Source organism: Nonomuraea sp. N2-4H, assembly GCF_045291505.1.
Taxonomy (GTDB): Bacteria; Actinomycetota; Actinomycetes; order Streptosporangiales; family Streptosporangiaceae; genus Nonomuraea; species Nonomuraea fastidiosa.
In genome coordinates, this window is the sequence record NZ_CP147987.1 from 3,224,285 (window position 1) to 3,240,146 (window position 15,862).

Annotated in this window: 14 protein-coding genes; 5 read left to right on the forward strand and 9 right to left on the reverse strand. The window is 72.8% G+C overall.

The features are described from left to right. Entirely contained in the window at positions 1-1,464 is a 1,464-nt protein-coding gene (locus WBK31_RS14920) for a multicopper oxidase family protein (RefSeq protein WP_406675051.1), read from the reverse strand. Positions 1,465-1,720: 256 nt separating this feature from the next. Between WBK31_RS14920 and WBK31_RS14925 the strand changes: the two genes are divergently transcribed. Then, positions 1,721-2,338 (forward strand): class I SAM-dependent methyltransferase, encoded by a 618-nt coding sequence (locus tag WBK31_RS14925; RefSeq protein ID WP_406675052.1) that lies wholly within the window; start codon positions 1,721-1,723, stop codon positions 2,336-2,338. A gap of 30 nt (positions 2,339-2,368) precedes the next feature. Here WBK31_RS14925 and WBK31_RS14930 read toward each other — a convergent pair whose 3' ends face one another. The 4 genes from WBK31_RS14930 to WBK31_RS14945 form a co-directional block, all read right to left on the reverse strand. After that, entirely contained in the window at positions 2,369-3,295 is a 927-nt protein-coding gene (locus WBK31_RS14930; protein ID WP_406675053.1) for a BTAD domain-containing putative transcriptional regulator, read from the reverse strand. A 249-nt stretch (positions 3,296-3,544) separates the two neighbouring features. Further along, positions 3,545-4,483 (reverse strand): aromatase/cyclase, encoded by a 939-nt coding sequence (locus WBK31_RS14935; RefSeq protein WP_364050896.1) that lies wholly within the window; start codon positions 4,481-4,483, stop codon positions 3,545-3,547. Positions 4,484-4,552: 69 nt separating this feature from the next. Further along, positions 4,553-5,719, reverse strand: a complete 1,167-nt coding sequence (locus WBK31_RS14940; protein WP_364050899.1) for an MsnO8 family LLM class oxidoreductase — start codon at positions 5,717-5,719, stop codon at positions 4,553-4,555. Then, the gene (locus WBK31_RS14945; protein WP_406675054.1) at positions 5,716-7,329 is read right to left on the reverse strand and encodes an ABC transporter substrate-binding protein; all 1,614 of its coding nucleotides are present in this window, start codon (positions 7,327-7,329) and stop codon (positions 5,716-5,718) included. The genes WBK31_RS14940 and WBK31_RS14945 overlap by 4 nt, the downstream gene beginning before the upstream one ends. A 277-nt stretch (positions 7,330-7,606) precedes the next feature. Between WBK31_RS14945 and WBK31_RS14950 the strand changes: the two genes are divergently transcribed. The 4 genes from WBK31_RS14950 to WBK31_RS14965 all read left to right on the forward strand — a co-directional run bounded on the left by WBK31_RS14950 (position 7,607) and on the right by WBK31_RS14965 (position 11,321). Beyond that, on the forward strand, positions 7,607-8,263 hold the full coding sequence (locus tag WBK31_RS14950; RefSeq protein WP_364050904.1) for a TetR family transcriptional regulator: 657 nt from the start codon (positions 7,607-7,609) through the stop codon (positions 8,261-8,263). 121 nt (positions 8,264-8,384) lie between these two features. Beyond that, entirely contained in the window at positions 8,385-9,299 is a 915-nt protein-coding gene (locus WBK31_RS14955) for an NADP-dependent oxidoreductase (protein WP_364050907.1), read from the forward strand. 104 nt (positions 9,300-9,403) lie between these two features. Continuing rightward, positions 9,404-10,429, forward strand: coding sequence for a DUF6081 family protein (locus WBK31_RS14960; protein ID WP_364050910.1), 1,026 nt, complete (start codon positions 9,404-9,406; stop codon positions 10,427-10,429). A gap of 10 nt (positions 10,430-10,439) precedes the next feature. Then, positions 10,440-11,321, forward strand: coding sequence for an SRPBCC family protein (locus tag WBK31_RS14965; protein ID WP_378789064.1), 882 nt, complete (start codon positions 10,440-10,442; stop codon positions 11,319-11,321). A gap of 153 nt (positions 11,322-11,474) precedes the next feature. Here the strand turns inward: WBK31_RS14965 and WBK31_RS14970 are convergent, their stop codons facing one another. From WBK31_RS14970 to WBK31_RS14985, 4 genes are read right to left on the reverse strand one after another with little or no spacing between them, the layout of a single operon-like run. Beyond that, positions 11,475-12,353 carry a glutathione S-transferase C-terminal domain-containing protein gene (locus WBK31_RS14970; RefSeq protein ID WP_364050915.1) on the reverse strand — a complete coding sequence of 293 codons (879 nt, stop codon included), beginning with the start codon at positions 12,351-12,353 and terminating at the stop codon, positions 11,475-11,477. After that, the gene (locus WBK31_RS14975) at positions 12,350-13,939 is read right to left on the reverse strand and encodes an ABC transporter ATP-binding protein (protein ID WP_364050918.1); all 1,590 of its coding nucleotides are present in this window, start codon (positions 13,937-13,939) and stop codon (positions 12,350-12,352) included. The genes WBK31_RS14970 and WBK31_RS14975 overlap by 4 nt, the downstream gene beginning before the upstream one ends. Then, positions 13,936-14,751, reverse strand: coding sequence for an ABC transporter permease (locus WBK31_RS14980; RefSeq protein ID WP_378789061.1), 816 nt, complete (start codon positions 14,749-14,751; stop codon positions 13,936-13,938). Before WBK31_RS14980 ends, WBK31_RS14975 begins: the two co-directional genes overlap by 4 nt. Continuing rightward, entirely contained in the window at positions 14,751-15,707 is a 957-nt protein-coding gene (locus tag WBK31_RS14985) for an ABC transporter permease (protein WP_378789059.1), read from the reverse strand. The genes WBK31_RS14980 and WBK31_RS14985 overlap by 1 nt, the downstream gene beginning before the upstream one ends. Between the last annotated feature and the right edge of the window lie 155 nt (positions 15,708-15,862).

The window sequence follows — 15,862 nt, forward strand, 5'->3', positions numbered from 1 at the left end:
TCAGACGACCTCGAACACCGCCATCATCCCCATGCTGGAGTGGTCGAGCTGGTGGCAGTGGAAGACGTAGCGGCCCCGGTGGTCGGCGAACGTGGCCTTCACCCGTACGGTCTCGCCCGGCGCCAGCGCCACCGTGTCCTTCGGTCCGCGTTCCTGCGGCCCCGCCGGCACGCCGTCCCGGTCGAGCACCTGGAACTGCACGAGGTGCACGTGGAGGTTGTGCGGCACCCCGATGGGGTCCGCCGAGTTGTGGATGCGCCAGATCTCGGTGCTGCCCTCGTTGATCGTGAAGTCGACGCGCTCGGGGTCGAAGAGCTTGCCGTTGATGGTGAACCAGCCGAGGTCGACGTCGTAGGCGAGCGTCACATCGCGCTCGATCGTGGCCTCCGGCAGCGGGTCCTGGGGCCGGAGCTCGGAGGGGACGCGGCTGTCGTCGCGCTCGCGCTCGCCCACGTCGAAGCGGAGCACGGGCTGTCCGCTGAGCACGTCGTCGAGCACCAGCTTGGTGCCCTCCGGATAGCGGGAGAAGTCGATGACGACGTCGGCGCGCTCGGCCGCGCTCAGCGTGGTCGTGTCCGTGGGCGCGGGGGCGGGCAGCAGGCCGCCGTCGCTCGCCACCTGCACCAGCTCCTCCCCGCCGGCGAGCCGGAGCTGGAAGACCCGCATGTTGCTGGCGTTGAGCAGGCGTAGGCGGTAGCGGCGGCCGGCGACCGGCAGGTACGGGGCCGGGCGGCCGTTGGCGAGCAGCGTGGTGCGGTTGCCCGAGTCGTCCATGATGAAGACCAGGCCGCCGTCCTCGGCGAAGCGGGCGTCGGTCAGCATGATCGGGATGTCGTAGGAGCCCCTGGGCAGCTTGAGCGCGCGCTCGCCGGGGTCTTCGAGCAGGTAGAAGGCGTGCAGGCCGCGGTAGACGTGCTCGGCCTCCATGTGGTGCGCGTGGTCGTGGTACCACAGCGTCGCGGCGGCCTGCTGATTGGCGTACTCGTAGGTGCGGGTGGTGCCCGGCGCGATGAGGTCGGTGGGGAAGCCGTCGTGGGCGGCGGGCACGTGCGCGCCGTGCAGGTGCACCGATGTGCCCGTCTCCAGGGCGTTGGTGTGGTGCACGATCACCCGCCGGCCGGTGGTGGCGCGGATCGTGGGCCCGACGAACGAGCCGCCGTAGGTGAGCACGGGGGTCCGCAGGCCGGGCAGCAGTTCGGCGACCGCCGGCCGGGTGGTCAGCCGGTAGACGTCGGCGTCGGCCAGCACGGCGGACGGCTTGAGCACGGGAGGCAGCGGCAGGCGCACCGTGAAGGGCTCGGGGGCGGCCGCCGCCCGCCCGCGGAACACGGCGGCGGCGTGATGGTGGTGACCGGCGGGCCGCGCGAACGCCTGGACGCCGGTGTCCTGCGCGGCGAGTGCGGGAATCACGGCGGCGCCGCCCGCGAGGGCGCCCAGTTTGAACAGGTCACGTCGTTTCACCATGGTCGGCTGCTCCCCGTGCTGCTGCGGCCGATCGAACCGCGGGAACGCGGCGAGATCGGAGGTCGGCTGAGAGATCGCTGGTGCGATGTCGTGGGAAGGCTGGCTTTCCGCGCTCGCGCGGGCCTAGAACGCGGCTCGAACCGGCCGCTCCCGCCGCCGCTCACAACGCGGTCCATGGGGTCTTGAGGGCGGCTCTACCGGACGGCGGGAGGCTGGGAGCCGGATCGCAGGGCGCCGCGAGGAAAGGCGGGGTGACATGGGGGAGAAGGACCCTTTCGAGGAGGCGTACCGTGCCGCCAGGACACGGCGGAAGGCGCCGCCGTGGGACGTGGGCCACCCCCAGGAGGTCGTGGTCGGCCTGGAGCGCGCCGGGCTGATCGAAGGGCCCGTGCTGGACGCGGGATGCGGCACGGGCGAGCACACGCTGCTGCTGGCCGCGCTCGGCTACGACGTGCTGGGGATCGACAGCTCTCCCGCGGCGATCGCCGAGGCGCGCGACAAGGCTAAGGAGCGCGGGATCGCGGCCGCGTTCGAGTGCGCGGACGCGCTGCTCGTCGGCGCGCGCGGGGAGTCGTACGCCACCGTGATCGACACGGGGCTGTTCCACGTGTTCGACGCCGAGACCCGGGCACGCTACGCGGCGGCCCTGCACCGGGCCTGCCGCCCGGGGGCGCGCGTGCACGTCCTGTCGCTCTCCGACACCCCGGCCGATGGCTTTCCGCCGGGCGCGGGGGAGGCCGACCACCGCCGGGCGTTCGGCGCGGGCTGGCAGGTGGAGGCGTTCGAGGCCGCACCGTTCACCTGCCTCGATCCCACCGACCCGCGGCGGGAGGTGGACGTGCCGGGCTGGCTGGCCCGGATCCGCCGCGTCTGACCGGCCTGATCGGTCTGATGGGCGGGCGCATCAGCCGCGCCGCCGCCGGTGCTGCGTCCTGCGGCGGCGGGACGGCTTGCCGCGGGTGCGCTCGCCGTCGGCGGGTTCCCCGCTGACCGGGGCCGGCCGCTTGGCCCGCTCCGGCGCCCCCGCGTGCGCGGGCATCCGGAAGAACGACGGGGTGCGGTGCAGGATGGGGTCGTCGGCCAGGATGGCGCGGTGCAGCCGCTGGAGCTTGACCGACGGCTCCAGCCCCAGCTCGTTGATCAGGCTGCCGCGCAGCGTGCGGAAGGCGGCCAGCGCCTCGTCGCGCCGCCCGCAGTGATGCAGGCAGATCATGTACTGCGCCTGCAGCGTCTCGTGCAGCTGGTGCTCCATGCACAGCGCGCGCAGCTCGCCGAGCATCTCGCTGTGCCGGTTGAGCCGGAGATTCGCCTCGATGCGCTTTTCGATGGTGCCGAAGCGGGCCTCCTCCATGCGGACGATCTCGCGGTGCAGCAGCGGCCCCGGCGGCACGTCCACCAGGGCAGAGCCCTGCCACAGCCGCAGCGCCTCGTCGAACAGCCGCACGGCCTCGGCCCCGTCGTTGGCGTCGAGCGCCTCGCGTCCGCGCGCGTCGAGCGCCTCGTAGCGGTGCAGGTCGATGGATTCGGGCGGCAGGCGCAGCAGGTAGCCGCCGGCGGTCGTGACGAGCCGTTCCTTCGCGACGACGGAGGCGGGGACTTTCATGGCGGCGGCCATGCTTTTCCGCAATTGCATGATGTACGTCTGCAGCGTCGTCACCGCGCTGCGCGGCGGATTGTCGTCCCAGAGCTCTTCCATGATGGCGGCGTTGGGCACGACGCGGTTGGAGTTGAGCGCCAGTAACGACAGGATCTGCCGCGGCTTGTGGGCGCTGGGGGTGATGTCGACCCCGTCGTGATCGACATTCAGTGCGCCTAGCACCCTGACGTGCATGACGACCTCCCGGTCTGTGGGTGTCCGCCTCGGGTTCTCGATGGCGGGCCGTTCAGAACTTTCCCTACCAAATTTGCAGGTTATAGCGGGATACTAAGTGTTTCGCAGTGAATTGTCACGTTTCCCGGCGGAGAGGATCCGCCTTTCGCCGGGAAATGGAGCCGATTTCCGGCAACGCCGAACAGCGCTATCGGCGTTTCACCGATAGCGCTGAGAAAATCGCCGCGGAATGGCATCCGCGGCGATCTTTCAGGTCGTCTTTTCCACGTGGGCCTTGGCCCGCTGCAGAATCAGTCGTGCGTTCCCTCCCAACGCCCGCTCGATCCACGCCCTGGCCTCCGCCAGGCTCACCTGCGGGCCGAGCACGTCGGCGATGCCCTCCTCGCGGATCACGATGGTCTGGCGCGCGGTCACCTCGACGCCGTCCTCGCGCTCCTCGATGGACCACTCACCCGTGTGGCCGCTCGCCAGCGGCGGGATCACGAGCTGCTTGTAGACGACCTTCCTGCCGGGAACGCCGATCCTGACCTGGCGGGTGGTGTGCGGGTGGCCGTCCTTGTCGGGCGACTCCAGCTCCAGGATGTGCGCCTCCTCGCCGGCCGGCCGGACCTCCGAGCGGGCGATGTGCTCGAAGTGCTCGTGCCACCTGCCGCCGTCGTACAGGAAGTCGTAGACCGCCTGCGCAGGGCCGGCCACGTGGACGATGTCGCGCAGTTCGAGCAGCACGTCGGACGCGCGAGGCTCCAGATCCGCCGCGGCGAGCAGCGCGGCCAGCTCCGCCGTGCTGTTGTCGTCCAGGACCTCGTCGATCCAGGCCACGGCGTCCTCGCTGACCGGCCGGTAGTCGTGCAGCAGCCGCACCAGCGACCGCTCGGGGCCGTCCGGCTCGACGATCCAGCCGCCGCCCATGTCGGCGACGGGATGCTGGGCCACCTCCTGCCGGTAGAAGACGCTCAGCGACTCGGGGGCGAGGGTCCGCAGCGCCACCCACTGGCGCACGTCCTCGCCGCCGTGCAGCCAGATCCTGGCCCGTTCGCGCTCCGCCGTCCGCTCCAGATACTCCACGTGAACGATCGGCGGGAAGATGCGCGGCCACACCGTCAGGTCCGCGAGCAGCCCGTAGACGGTCTTCGCCGGAGCGTGCGCGGTGCCCCGGTGCTCCACCTCGTGCTTGTCGGGTTGCGCCAATGCTCTTTCCTTCCTGCGGGTGTCTGTGGCCGCCATCGTGGTACCGGGCGCTGGGGCCGCTGCCGAACCTCACTCGACCGCCGATCGAGCCCGCTGCCCGCCCCACGCCTCGGCCAGCAGCTCATACGAGCGCACCCGGTCGGCGTGCCGCGCGGTGATCGTGGTGATGAGCAGCTCGTCGGCGCCCGTGACCGCCGCCAGGCGGCGCAGCTTCGAGGTGACCGTGGCGGGCGAGCCGGCGATATGCGTGCTGATGCGATCGGCCACGTACGTGCGCTCCTCATCCGTCCACTCGTGCGCCTCCGCCTCGGCCTCGCTGGGGAAGGGCCCCGTGGCGAGGCCCCGCCGCATGTTCAGCACCCACAGCGCGGTCGGGGCCGCGAGCCGGGCGGCGCTCTCGTCGTCCTCGGCCACGATCACGTCGGCCGACACCATCACGTACGGCTCCGCCAGCCGCTCCGACGGCCGGAACGCCGCCCGGTAGGCCGCCACCGACTCCAGCACGGTCGCCCCGCCCAGGTGGTAGTTGGCCGCGTACGGCAGGCCGTGCTCTCCGGCCGCCGCCGCGCTGGCGCCCGCGCTCGACCCCAGCACCCACACCTGCAGGTCGGCGTTCTCCGCGGGCAGCGCGCGCAGCGATATCCCCTGGTCGGTGCGGTAGTCGCCGCGCAGGAAGCGCAGCACGTCGCGCACCTGACCCGAGTAGTCGTCGTCGGCGCCGTCCACCTGGCCGAGCAGCCTGGCCTTGATGCGGAACAGCTCGGTGTCGAAGGAGATCGCGGTCCTGGCGGGGATGACGACGCCGTCCACCACCGCGCCCCGGCCGATCGGCGCGACCCCGCCCGCCGGCGCCTTGGCCGACTCGGCCGCGACCTCGGCGAACCGTTTGGAGCCCGATCGTCCCAGACCCAGGTCCACCCGGCCGGGGTGGAGCTGGGCGATCGTGCCGAACTGCTCGGCCAGCAGGAGCGGCGTGGAGTTGGCGATCAGCGCCGCGCCCGAGCCGACCCGCAGGCGCTCGGTGGCCGAGACCACCAGCGCGATGAGCACGGCCGGAGCAGCAGCGGCCACGCTGGGGCTGAGGTGGTGCTCGGCGATCCAGTAGCGGGAGTAGCCGAGCCGTTCGGCGTGGCGGGCCAGGTCGAGCGTGTTGTGCAGGGCGTCGGCCGCCGTGCCGCCCGAGGTGATGGGCGACAGGTCCAGGACCGACAGCGGGATCGCGTTCGCGCCGCTCATGAGGCCAGCCAGGCGTCGTGCAGGCGCAGCCGTACGGACGGATCCAGTGTCAGCCCGCGCACCGCCTTCGACACCCCCACGACCTGCGCCAGCTCGAACACCGGGATGGCGTAGCCGCGGTCGAGCACGGTCTTCTGGATCTCCTTCACCACCTCGTTCCTGCCGGCCTGATCCAGTGTGGAGATCTGCCGGTCGAGCCGCTTGTCCAGGTCGGTGGCGGGAAGGTAGGCGGCGGCGGAGAACTTCGTGGAGAAGACCGTGCGCAGGATGTCGGGGTCGGCCCTGGTGCTGTTGCCCCAGCGGAAGTCGATCTGCTTCTTCTCCTGTGCCTCGCCGAACCCGGCCGCGTCCACCGGGCGGAGCTGCAGCTCCACGCCGATCTTGCGGAGCTGCTGGGCGATCAGCTCGAGGATCGTGGTGTTGGGGTTGAAGCCGGTGGTGAAGTAGACGTTCAGGCTGAGCCTGCGGCCGTCCTTCACCCTGATGCCGTCGGGTCCCGGCTGCCAGCCGGCCTTCTCCAGCAGCGCCGTGGCCCCCTCGGGGTCGTAGGCGAGGTCGGCCCCGAAGTCGGCGTAGCCCGGGGTGGAGCTGGTCAGGATGCTGGTCGCCGGGCGGTAGGTGGAGGTCAGCACCACGTCGACCACCTGCTTGCGGTCGATGCCCTTGCTGACCGCCTTGCGCACCGCCTCGTCGCCGAGCAGCGGCCGTAACGTGTTGGGGTAGAGGGCGTAGGGCAGGCCCGGGTTGTAGCGGCTGAGCACCTCGAAGCGGCCCTGCCGGAACTGCCGCTCGGTCACCGGCTGCACGTCGGTGATCGCGTGCACCTGGCCCGAGGTGAGCACCCCCGTACGCACGCCCTGCTCGGGCACGATGCGGAACTCCACCGCGTCCAGGTACGCCTCGCCCTGGTGGGCGGCCAGCGACGAGGGCCAGGCGTACCCGGCCCGCCGCTTCACCGTGACGCTGTGGTTGGTCTGCAGCCTGTCCAGCACGAACGCGCCGGAGCCGATCGGCGCGCGGCACCGGTCGGCCGGCGGCTTGGCGAGCGAGGCGGGGGAGCTGAGCCCCAGCGAGGTGGTCGCGGTGGCCTGGAGGAACTGGGCGTTGGGGGCGTCGAACTCGACCTTGGCGGTGTGCTCGTCCACCACGGTCGTGCCCTTGTAGCCGGACAGGTACGTGGAGGCGAACAGCGACTTCGCGCCCAGCCTGACGATCTCGTCGAGGTTGGCCTTGACCGCGGCCGCGTTCACCGGCGCGCCGTCGCTGAACGTCACGCCCTCGCGCAGGTGGAAGGTGAACGTGGTGGCCTCGGGATCGACCTCCCAGGAGGTGGCCAGCCACGGCTTGATCTCGCCCGTACGCGGGTCCTGGTCGGTGAGGGTGTCGAAGAGCTGGCGCATGACGTTGACGGCCGAGGAGAAGTTGGCCTGCGGCGGATCGAGGCAGACCGGATCCTCGGAGACGGCGATCTTGAGTGTTCCGCCGGGGCGGGGGGTGGTGGCGGCGCTGCCCGCTCCCTCGGCGGAGCCGCCACAACCGGCGGCGGCGAGGGTGAGGGCGAAGGCGAGGGCCGCGGACAGGCCGCGGCCGGCCGGTGACACGACTGTCACTGGGGTGAGCTCCTGTCGAGAACGTGGAACGTACGTGCTCACGGCACGCTTGAGCGGCGCGGGGATGTCGCCCGCGGTGATCAGGGACGAAAGACGAAAAGAGACGAAAAAAGGGGAGCCTGGTCAGCGACAGGCTTGGCCGGCGATCCGGCAGTAATCCACGTGGCGGCGCGAGACGAGACGCAACGGGAAAGGCATGACGACCTCTCTTCCGCAGAGCGGCGATACCGATCACCGTACCGGAGTGGAGTGCTCCGTTCTATGCTAGTCTCGGGATGTGAGAGGGAACACCGCTGGAAAAGGGCCGCGCCGGTCCGACGCCAGCCGCAACGACCAGCGCATCCTCGCCGCCGCCCGCGCCGTGTTCGTCGAGATGGGGCCGGAGGCTCCGGTCTCGGTCATCGCCGAACGGGCCGGCGTCGGCATGGGCACGCTGTATCGCCGCTATCCGAGCAAGGAAGACCTCATGCGCGCCCTGTCGCTGGCGCACATGGAGCAGACCTGGGAGGAGGCCGAGCGGGGCCTCGCCGCCGAGGACGCCTGGGAGGGGTTCGAGGGCTTCGTCACCGCCTGCGTCGAGGCGGGCGTCGACGGCTCGCCCAGGCTGGCCGGCACGTTCGAGATCACCGAGGATGTGCTGGCCGCGAGCAAGCGGGCCCGCGAGGCCATCCAGACGCTCGTGGACCGCGCGCAGGCGGCCGGGGTCCTCCGTCCCGACGTCAACGCCGACGACATCATCACCCTGCTGCACGCGCTGCGCGAGCGGCGCGCGGAGAAGGGCGAGACGGCGGCGGCGCTGAGCCGCCGCTTCCTCGGCATCGTGCTCGACGGCCTGCGCCCGGAAGGGGCCCATCGGCTGGGCGCGCCGGCCACCGACTGGCAGGAGATCGAGGAGGCGATGAAGGGCCGTTCCAAGGAGTCCGGCTCAGGCTGAGGCGCTCCCTCTCATATCGCGCACGACCGGGCCGCGCAGCGCCGCGCCGCCCGCTGTCCCGCATCCCCGCACCGCCCGGGCGCACCGGGCGGTCCGCGGCATGTCCTCAAGGAGGTCTCAGGTGCCTGTTGCCATCGCGTTCTCCGAGTACGGTCCCCCTTCGGTGCTCCACCCCATCGACATCGACGAGCCAGAGCCCGGCGAGGGGGAGGTCCGGGTCAGGGTCCGGGCCGCGGGCGCGACGCCGTTCGACGCCAAGCTCCGCGCCGGGGAGTTCCGCGACTTCTTCCCCGCGTCGTTCCCGCAGCGGCTCGGCAACGAGTTCGCCGGGGTGATCGACGCGGTCGGCGAGGGCGTGACCGGCTTCGCCGTGGGTGACGAGGTGCTCGGCTGGACGCTGGCGGCCGCGTACGCGGAGGTGATCGTCGTCCCCGCCGTCCAGCTCGCCGCCAAGCCGGCGGACCTGCCGTGGGAAGTCGCCGGCGCGCTGTCGGTCGTGGGGCAGGGCGCGTACGGCTTCGTGGACGAGCTGGGCGTGAAGAAGGGGGAGACGTTCCTCATCCACGCGGCGGCGGGCGGGGTCGGCACGGTCGCCGCCCAGCTCGCGGTGGCGCGCGGCGCGACGGTGATCGGCACGGCGAGCGAGGGCAACCACGACTATCTCCGCTCGCTGGGCGTCACCCCCGTCACCTACGGTCCCGGCCTGGCCGACCGGATCCGCGCGGCCGCGCCCGGCGGCGTGGACGCGGCGCTCGACGCGATCGGCGGCGAGGCGACCGAGATCTCGGTCGAGCTGGTCTCCGACCGCCGGCGGGTCGGCACGCTGGTGGACGCGGAGGCGGCCATCGCGAAACACGGCATCAAGCAGCTCACCGGGGCCCGCTCCGCCGAGGTGCTCGCCCACCTGGCCGGGCTGGCCGCACGCAAGGAACTGATCCTGCCGACGACGCCGTTCCCGCTGGCGGACGCCGTACGCGCGCACGAGCGGGTCGATCACGGCCACGGGCGCGGCAAGGTCGTGCTGACCGTGGGCTGACCTCCCCGGGTGCGGTCGAGCCGCGCTCGACGCGGACTCGACCGGCTCCACATTCAATCTCCGCTGCAAGGCCGATCTTCGGCTGTTCAGAACAGGAGATTGCATTGAGGAGTCTGCACCGCGCGATAGGGAGTGTGCTCGCCTCGGCGGCTCTGGTCGCGGCCATCGCCGCTCCGGCCTCGGCGACGGACACGGGCCGCGTCGAGCGCCTCTTCCACGACGACTTCCGCGCCGGATTCGACACGGTGGACACCTGGGTGGTGGACCGCGACGGCGTCCCCACCACCTCCGACGCCGGCCTGAACGTCCGCTCGTCGGGCACCGACCCCGTCACCGGCGAGCCCGCCTTCGTCTTCACCACGCCGCAGGAGGACGACGGCGGGCTCGGCGCGAGCGACGAGGTCAAGTGGGGCGCCACGGTCAACCACACCTCGTCCAACGGCATCCGCGGCTTCGACGTGCCGGACGGGTCGGTCTTCCGCTGCGAGGTGGAGCTGGCGGTGCGCACGTACGGCACCGCCGCGCACCCCTTCGGCGACCTGGCCGGCCCTCCGGACCACGACCTGCGGCTGGCCTCGGCGACCGTGCAGGCCGCCGACCCGGAGACCGGCTCGGTGTTCACGTACTTCGTCACCAACCGGCTCATCTACGCCGCCTACGCCCGGCAGCCCAAGCCCGGCCAGGACCACGCCTCGTTCTTCTACGCCATCCCCGTCGTGCCGCGGGTGCCGTCGCAGAGCAACAGCCTGGCCCTGGAGTACGACAAGGACGCGGGCGTGGTGCACTGGGTGGTGGACGGGCGGCGGGTGCTGCGGCTCGACCGCATCGGCGAGCTTGCCTTCGACCGCACGTACCTGCTCACCGACCACGGCGGCACGCCACGGCTCGCTCACCCGCGCCAGCTCTACTGCGGCTTCAGCACCGTCACCTTCCTCGACGGCGCCGGCCGCGACGGGCGGGGGCTGGTACGCCTGTCGAGCCTGCCCGACACCTACTACGCGCCCCGCGTGGGCGCGCCGACGCCCGCCGAGTTCTACGACGACGAGAGCCTGGAGAGCAACCGGCTGTGGGGCCAGGGCATCGAGATCCAGGTCGATCACGTGACCGTCACACTGCGGCACGGCTCCTGAGGAGGCCGCCATGACCGACCCGTCCCACGTGTCCACCGCGGCGGTCGGAGCGCCGGCCGAGACCGTGCTGCGGCTGCTGACCGCTGTGTCCGCCTGGCCGCGCGTCTTTCCCTCCGTCGTGCACGCCGAGCCGCTCGACGGCGGCGGACAGGCCCGCGTGTGGTGGCTGCGCGGCGACGAGATCGCCCTGACCACCGTCCGGTACGGCGGCGACGGCGCCTCCGTGACGTTCCGCGCGGACGGCGACCCCGTGCCGCCCTTCACCGGTACCTGGACGGTGGAGCCGCGCGGCGAGGGCGAGAGCAGGCTGAGCGCCGACATCGGGCCCGCGGTCCTGCTCGAGCCGGTCAGGATCGCGGCGGAGGAGGAGATCGGGCGGCCGGAGGTGCTGCTGGAGTTCGCCGACACCGTCGAGATCGCGGGAGCCGCCGCCGACGTCTACGACTTCCTGCACACGGTGGAGGGCTGGCCGGAGGTCGTCCCGCACGTCGCGGCCGCCTCCGCCACGCCCGCAGGACCGCACGGGCGGTTCATCGAGATCGACAACGCCGGTCCCGATGGCCCGAAGCGCACCACCGAGGCGGTCCGGGTCGGCTTCCCGCACCGCGCGATCGTGGACAAGCACCTGCTGCTGCCGCCGCTGGCCACGCTGCACGTGCTGCGCTGGACGATCGAGGAGGTCGACGGATCCGTGTCGGTGACCGCGGCCCACACGGTCGTGATCCGGCCGGAAGGCGTCGCGGCCGTCCTCGGCGAGGGGACGACCGTGGCCGGCGCACGGGAGTGGATCCGCACGGCGCTGGGCGGCAACAGCGTCGTGGTCGCCGAGCGCGCCCGCGCCTACGCCGAGCAGCGCGCGTCTGGCTCAGGAGCCGCCCGCCGCACCGCCTGAGCCGGGGCGTCCATACGGGCGTCCGGCCGCTCAGCGGTCCATAGGGGCGTCCGGCCGCTCAGCGGGCCGGACGGCGAAAGCCGCTCCGGCCGCCCGCTGCACCGGACGGCCCGGGTCGCCGGACGGCTGCGGACGACCGGCGACCCGATGCGGCTACGGCCGCGCGTCCGCCAGCCATTCGGGGACGACGAGCGTGGTCTCGCGGAAGGCCGGCAGCGCGAACAGGTCCTGCACGTAGCGGTGCAGCCGCTCCCACGACGGGAGCGGCCGTCCCGTGATGCTGGACAGCGCGTTCCCGCCCTGGTCGAAGCGGACCAGCGTGGTGTAGAAGCGCAGGTCCGCCTCGGTGATGGCGTCGCCGAGCAGGTAGCGGTGCGTCGCCAGCCGCGCGTCGAACTGGTCGAGCGCCGCGATCACCTGCGGGCGCACGTCCTCGTGACGCTTGGCCGTGGCGGACAGGGCCAGCGAGATCTCCTCGTAGATGAGCGTGTTGACGGCGTCGATGCGCCCGGCGAGCTCCTGCGGGTAGAGCTGCACGTCGCTAGTGGCGTACGCGCCGAACTGCGTGCCGATGTCCCGCAGGATGTTGAAGTACTGGTTGCTCAGGATGCGGCCCTCGTGCCGGTCCCACAGCACCGGCACCGAGATGTGGCCGGAGTAGCCGGGCCTGCTCGCCTCGTACGCCTGGCTGAGCAGGGTGAAGCCGTTGACCTCGTCGGGGCCCCGGCGCTCGCGGAAGGCCCAGCCGCGCCCGTCGCGGTCGTCGTCCACGACCGAGACGCCGATCACGTTCTCCAGGCCGAGCAGCAGCCGGGCGATCCTGGCGAGCTGCGCGACCGGGCACGACAGCGCCACATAGAGGTGGTATCTGCCGGGCTCGGCGGGGTGCGCGGCGTCGCCGATGCGGCCGTCGAAGTCGTACGCGGGGGGCACGCTGCGGTCGGTCATGCCGCGGAACGGGTCGTACCTGCCGTACCTGTCGAGATCCACGGGGCCGGCGTAGGCCGGGGCCCCGGTCGTACGGGCTGTCATGCGGGCTCCTCTATGGTCGGTTCAGCGGGGACGGCGTCGAGCAGCGCCCTGGTGTAGGGGTGGCGCGGCTCGCCGAGGACGTCGGCGGCGGGCCCGTGCTCGACGATCCGCCCGGCCCGCATCACCGCCACCCGGTCGGCCACCTGCCGCACCACCGCCAGGTCGTGGGAGATGAACAGGTAGCTGAGGCCGAGCTCGGCCTGCAGCCCGGCGAGCAGGTCGAGCACCTGGGCCTGCACGGTCACGTCCAGCGCGGAGACCGGCTCGTCGCAGACGACCAGCTCGGCGCCGAGCGCGAGCGCGCGGGCGATGGCCACCCGCTGGCGCTGGCCGCCGGACAGCTCGGCGGGCCGCCGCCGCGCGATCGAGGCGGGCAGCGCGACCCGGTCGAGCAGCTCGGCGACGCGGGCCCGGCGCGCGGCGCGGTCGCCCACGCCGAAGGCGCGCAGCGGCTCCGCGACGCTGTCGCCGACGCTGCGCCGGGGGTCGAGCGAGGAGTACGGGTCCTGGAAGACCGGCTGCACCCTGCGGCGGAACCGGCGCAGCGCGGCCCGCCCGCCGGCGGCCACGTCCTGCCCGTCGAACACGACCCGGCCGCGCGTCGGCGGCAGCAGGCACAGCGCCATGAGCGCCAGCGTGGACTTGCCCGAGCCGGACTCGCCGACCAGCGCCAGCGTCTCGCCGCGCCCCACGCTCAGCGTCACGTCGTCCACGGCCGTCACGTCGCCGAACGTCTTGGTGACGCCTTCCATCGACAGCAGCGGCTCGCCGGAGGCGGGAACGGCCGGCCTGGACGGCGCTGCGGCGAGGCTGGGGGCGTTCGCGACCAGGCGGCGTGTGTACGGATGGTCCGGCGCGCGCAGGATCACGGCCGCGGAACCGCTCTCCACCGACCGACCCTCGTGCAGCACGAACACGCGGTCGGCCCGCTCGGCGGCCAGCGCCAGATCGTGGGTGATGAGCAGCACGGCCGTGCCGGAGCGCCGGGTGAGCGCGGTGAGATGGTCGAGGATCTGCCGCTGCACGGTGACGTCGAGCGCGCTGGTCGGCTCGTCGGCGATGAGCAGCCGGGGCCCGGCGGCCAGCGCGATCGCGATGAGCACGCGCTGGCGCATGCCGCCGGACAGCTCGTGCGGGTAGCGGCGGGCGCACGCCTCGGGATCGGGCAGCCCGACCTCGCCGAGCAGCTCGACGGCACGCTCCCGCGCCTCGCGGCGCTCGGCCATGCCGTGGACCAGCAGCGTCTCGGCGACCTGCGCGCCCACCCGCATGACGGGGTTGAGCGAGACCATCGGGTCCTGCGGCACCAGGCCGATCTCCCTGCCGCGGATGCGCCGCATCCGGCGGCGGCCCGCACGGACCAGGTCCTCGCCCGCGAACAGCACACTGCCCCCGGTGATCGCCGCGCCCGCGGGCAGCAGCCCGAGCACGGCGTGCGCCGTGGTGCTCTTGCCCGAGCCCGACTCGCCCACGACCGCGACGATCTCGCCCTCGCCGACCGTGAGATCCACGCCCCGCACCGCCGGGCCGCCACGGTAGGAGACTCGCAGGCCGCTGACCCGCAGCAGCTCCCCGCCGCCGCTCACCTCGGCACCGCCGCGGCGCCCTCGGGACGGGTGTGGCTGAGGCCCGTCGCGGCCAGCACGGTGAGCACCACCATGAGCCCCGGAAACGTGGTCAGCCACCAGCAGGTGCCGACGAAGTCACGGCCGGCGGCGGCCAGCGCTCCCCATTCGGCGTTGGGCGGCGGCGCGCCGAAGCCGAGGAAGCCCAGCCCGGAGGTGGCCAGCAGGGAGCCGCCGATCGCCAGCACCGCGTACGACAGCACCGGCGGCGCGGAGTTGGGCACGACGTGGCGCAGCAGCACCATCGGGGTGCGCACCCCGGCGGCGATCGCCGCCTTGACGTAGAGCCGGGTGCGCACGCGCAGCACCTCGGCCCGCATGAGCCGGGCGAACGTGGGCACCGTGGCCAGCGCCACCGCGATGGCGATGTTGGTGGTGCCGCTGCCCAGCACGGCGATGGTGACGAGGATCATCAGCATCGTGGGGATGGCCATGAGCACGTCCACCGCCCGCATGACCAGCCCGTCGAGCAGCCCGCCCGCGTACCCCGCGATCAGGCCGAGCAGCATGCCGGCGGCCAGCGCCAGCGCCGTGGCGAGCAGGCTCACCTCCAGCGACGGGCGGGCGCCCCAGACGACCTCGCTGAACAGGTCGCGGCCGAGCTGGTCGGTGCCGAAGGGGTGGGCGGCGCTGGGCGGCAGCAGGGCCCGCGCGGGGTCGCCCTCGTGCGGCCCGTACGGCGCCACGGCGGAGGGGAACAGCGCGCAGACCGCGATGGCGGCGGCCGCCGCCGCGGACAGCAGCGTCGCGGGCCGGCGCAGGAACGTCGGCATCAGGTGGTCCTCCCGGCCGGGCGGCCCGCGGTGACGCGCGGGTCGAGCCATGAGTAGAGCAGGTCGATGAGCAGGTTGAGCAGGATGTACGCGGCGCCCACGAAGACGACCATGGCCTGGACGACCGTCATGTCCCGGTGGGCGATGGCCGTCACCAGCAGCCGGCCGAGCCCGGCCCGCCCGAACACGATCTCCGCGACCGTCGCGCCGCCGATCAGGCCGCCGGTCAGCATGCCGACCACGGTGATCGCGGGCAGCGCGGCGTTGCGCAGGGCGTGGCGCAGGTTCACCCGTACCGGGCTCGCGCCCTTGGCCAGGGCGGTGGTCACGTACGGCTCGGCGAGCGTGTGGCGCAGGCTGCCGCGCAGCACCTGCGCGATCATCCCGGCGCTCGGGACGGCCAGCGTGAGCGCGGGCAGTACCAGGCTGCCGAAGCCCTCGTTGCCGGTGGCGGGAAAGAGCGGCAGCCGGAACGAGAAGCCCTCGATGAGCAGGATGCCCAGCCAGTAGCCCGGCATCGAGACGCCCAGCACGGCCAGCCCCGCGAGCGCGCCGCTGAGGAGACGTATGCGGGTCAGCGTGCCGGCCACGGCGACGGCCACGCCGATGAGCAGCGACAGCGGGAGCGCGAGCGCCAGCAGGGCGAGGCTGTCGGGCGCCGCCTCGCCGATGGCCGCCACCGCGGGCTGGCCGGAGGCGATGCTCCTGCCGAAGTCGCCGGTGAGCGCGTTGCCGATGAAGGTCAGGTACTGCTCCGCGATCGGCCGGTCGAGCCCGAGCTCGTGCCGGAGTGCGGCCTCCTGCTCGGGGGTCGCCTGCAGGCCGCCGAGGTTCCCGTTGAGCATCAGCTCCACCGGGTCGCCGGGCAGCAGGTGCACGAGGGCGAAGGACAGCGTCACCGCGACCAGCAGGACCAGGACCAGGGAGAGCAGGCGCCGGAGAAGGTACCGGCTCACGGGCGCGGCGTGCGGGGCGAAACGATCATGATCGTCACGGTAGGCGCCGCCGCTAGAGCCCCGCTCGAGCGCGGGTGGAGCGTACCGGCTCCAACCGTATTCGAGGCCCTGCGGTGACGATCCTCGCGTTCCGCCATCCGGCCGCCGGCTCTGCC

What these genes read in the sequence shown, in the direction of transcription:
- WBK31_RS14980 (WP_378789061.1), bottom strand. Translation starts at nt 14,751, where the DNA reads ATGCCGACGTTCCTGCGCCGGCCCGCGACGCTGCTGTCCGCGGCGGCG.
- WBK31_RS14970 (WP_364050915.1), bottom strand. Translation starts at nt 12,353, where the DNA reads ATGACAGCCCGTACGACCGGGGCCCCGGCCTACGCCGGCCCCGTGGAT.
- WBK31_RS14940 (WP_364050899.1), bottom strand. Translation starts at nt 5,719, where the DNA reads ATGAGCGGCGCGAACGCGATCCCGCTGTCGGTCCTGGACCTGTCGCCC.
- WBK31_RS14965 (WP_378789064.1), top strand. Translation starts at nt 10,440, where the DNA reads ATGACCGACCCGTCCCACGTGTCCACCGCGGCGGTCGGAGCGCCGGCC.
- WBK31_RS14930 (WP_406675053.1), bottom strand. Translation starts at nt 3,295, where the DNA reads ATGCACGTCAGGGTGCTAGGCGCACTGAATGTCGATCACGACGGGGTC.
- WBK31_RS14925 (WP_406675052.1), top strand. Translation starts at nt 1,721, where the DNA reads ATGGGGGAGAAGGACCCTTTCGAGGAGGCGTACCGTGCCGCCAGGACA.
- WBK31_RS14920 (WP_406675051.1), bottom strand. Translation starts at nt 1,464, where the DNA reads ATGGTGAAACGACGTGACCTGTTCAAACTGGGCGCCCTCGCGGGCGGC.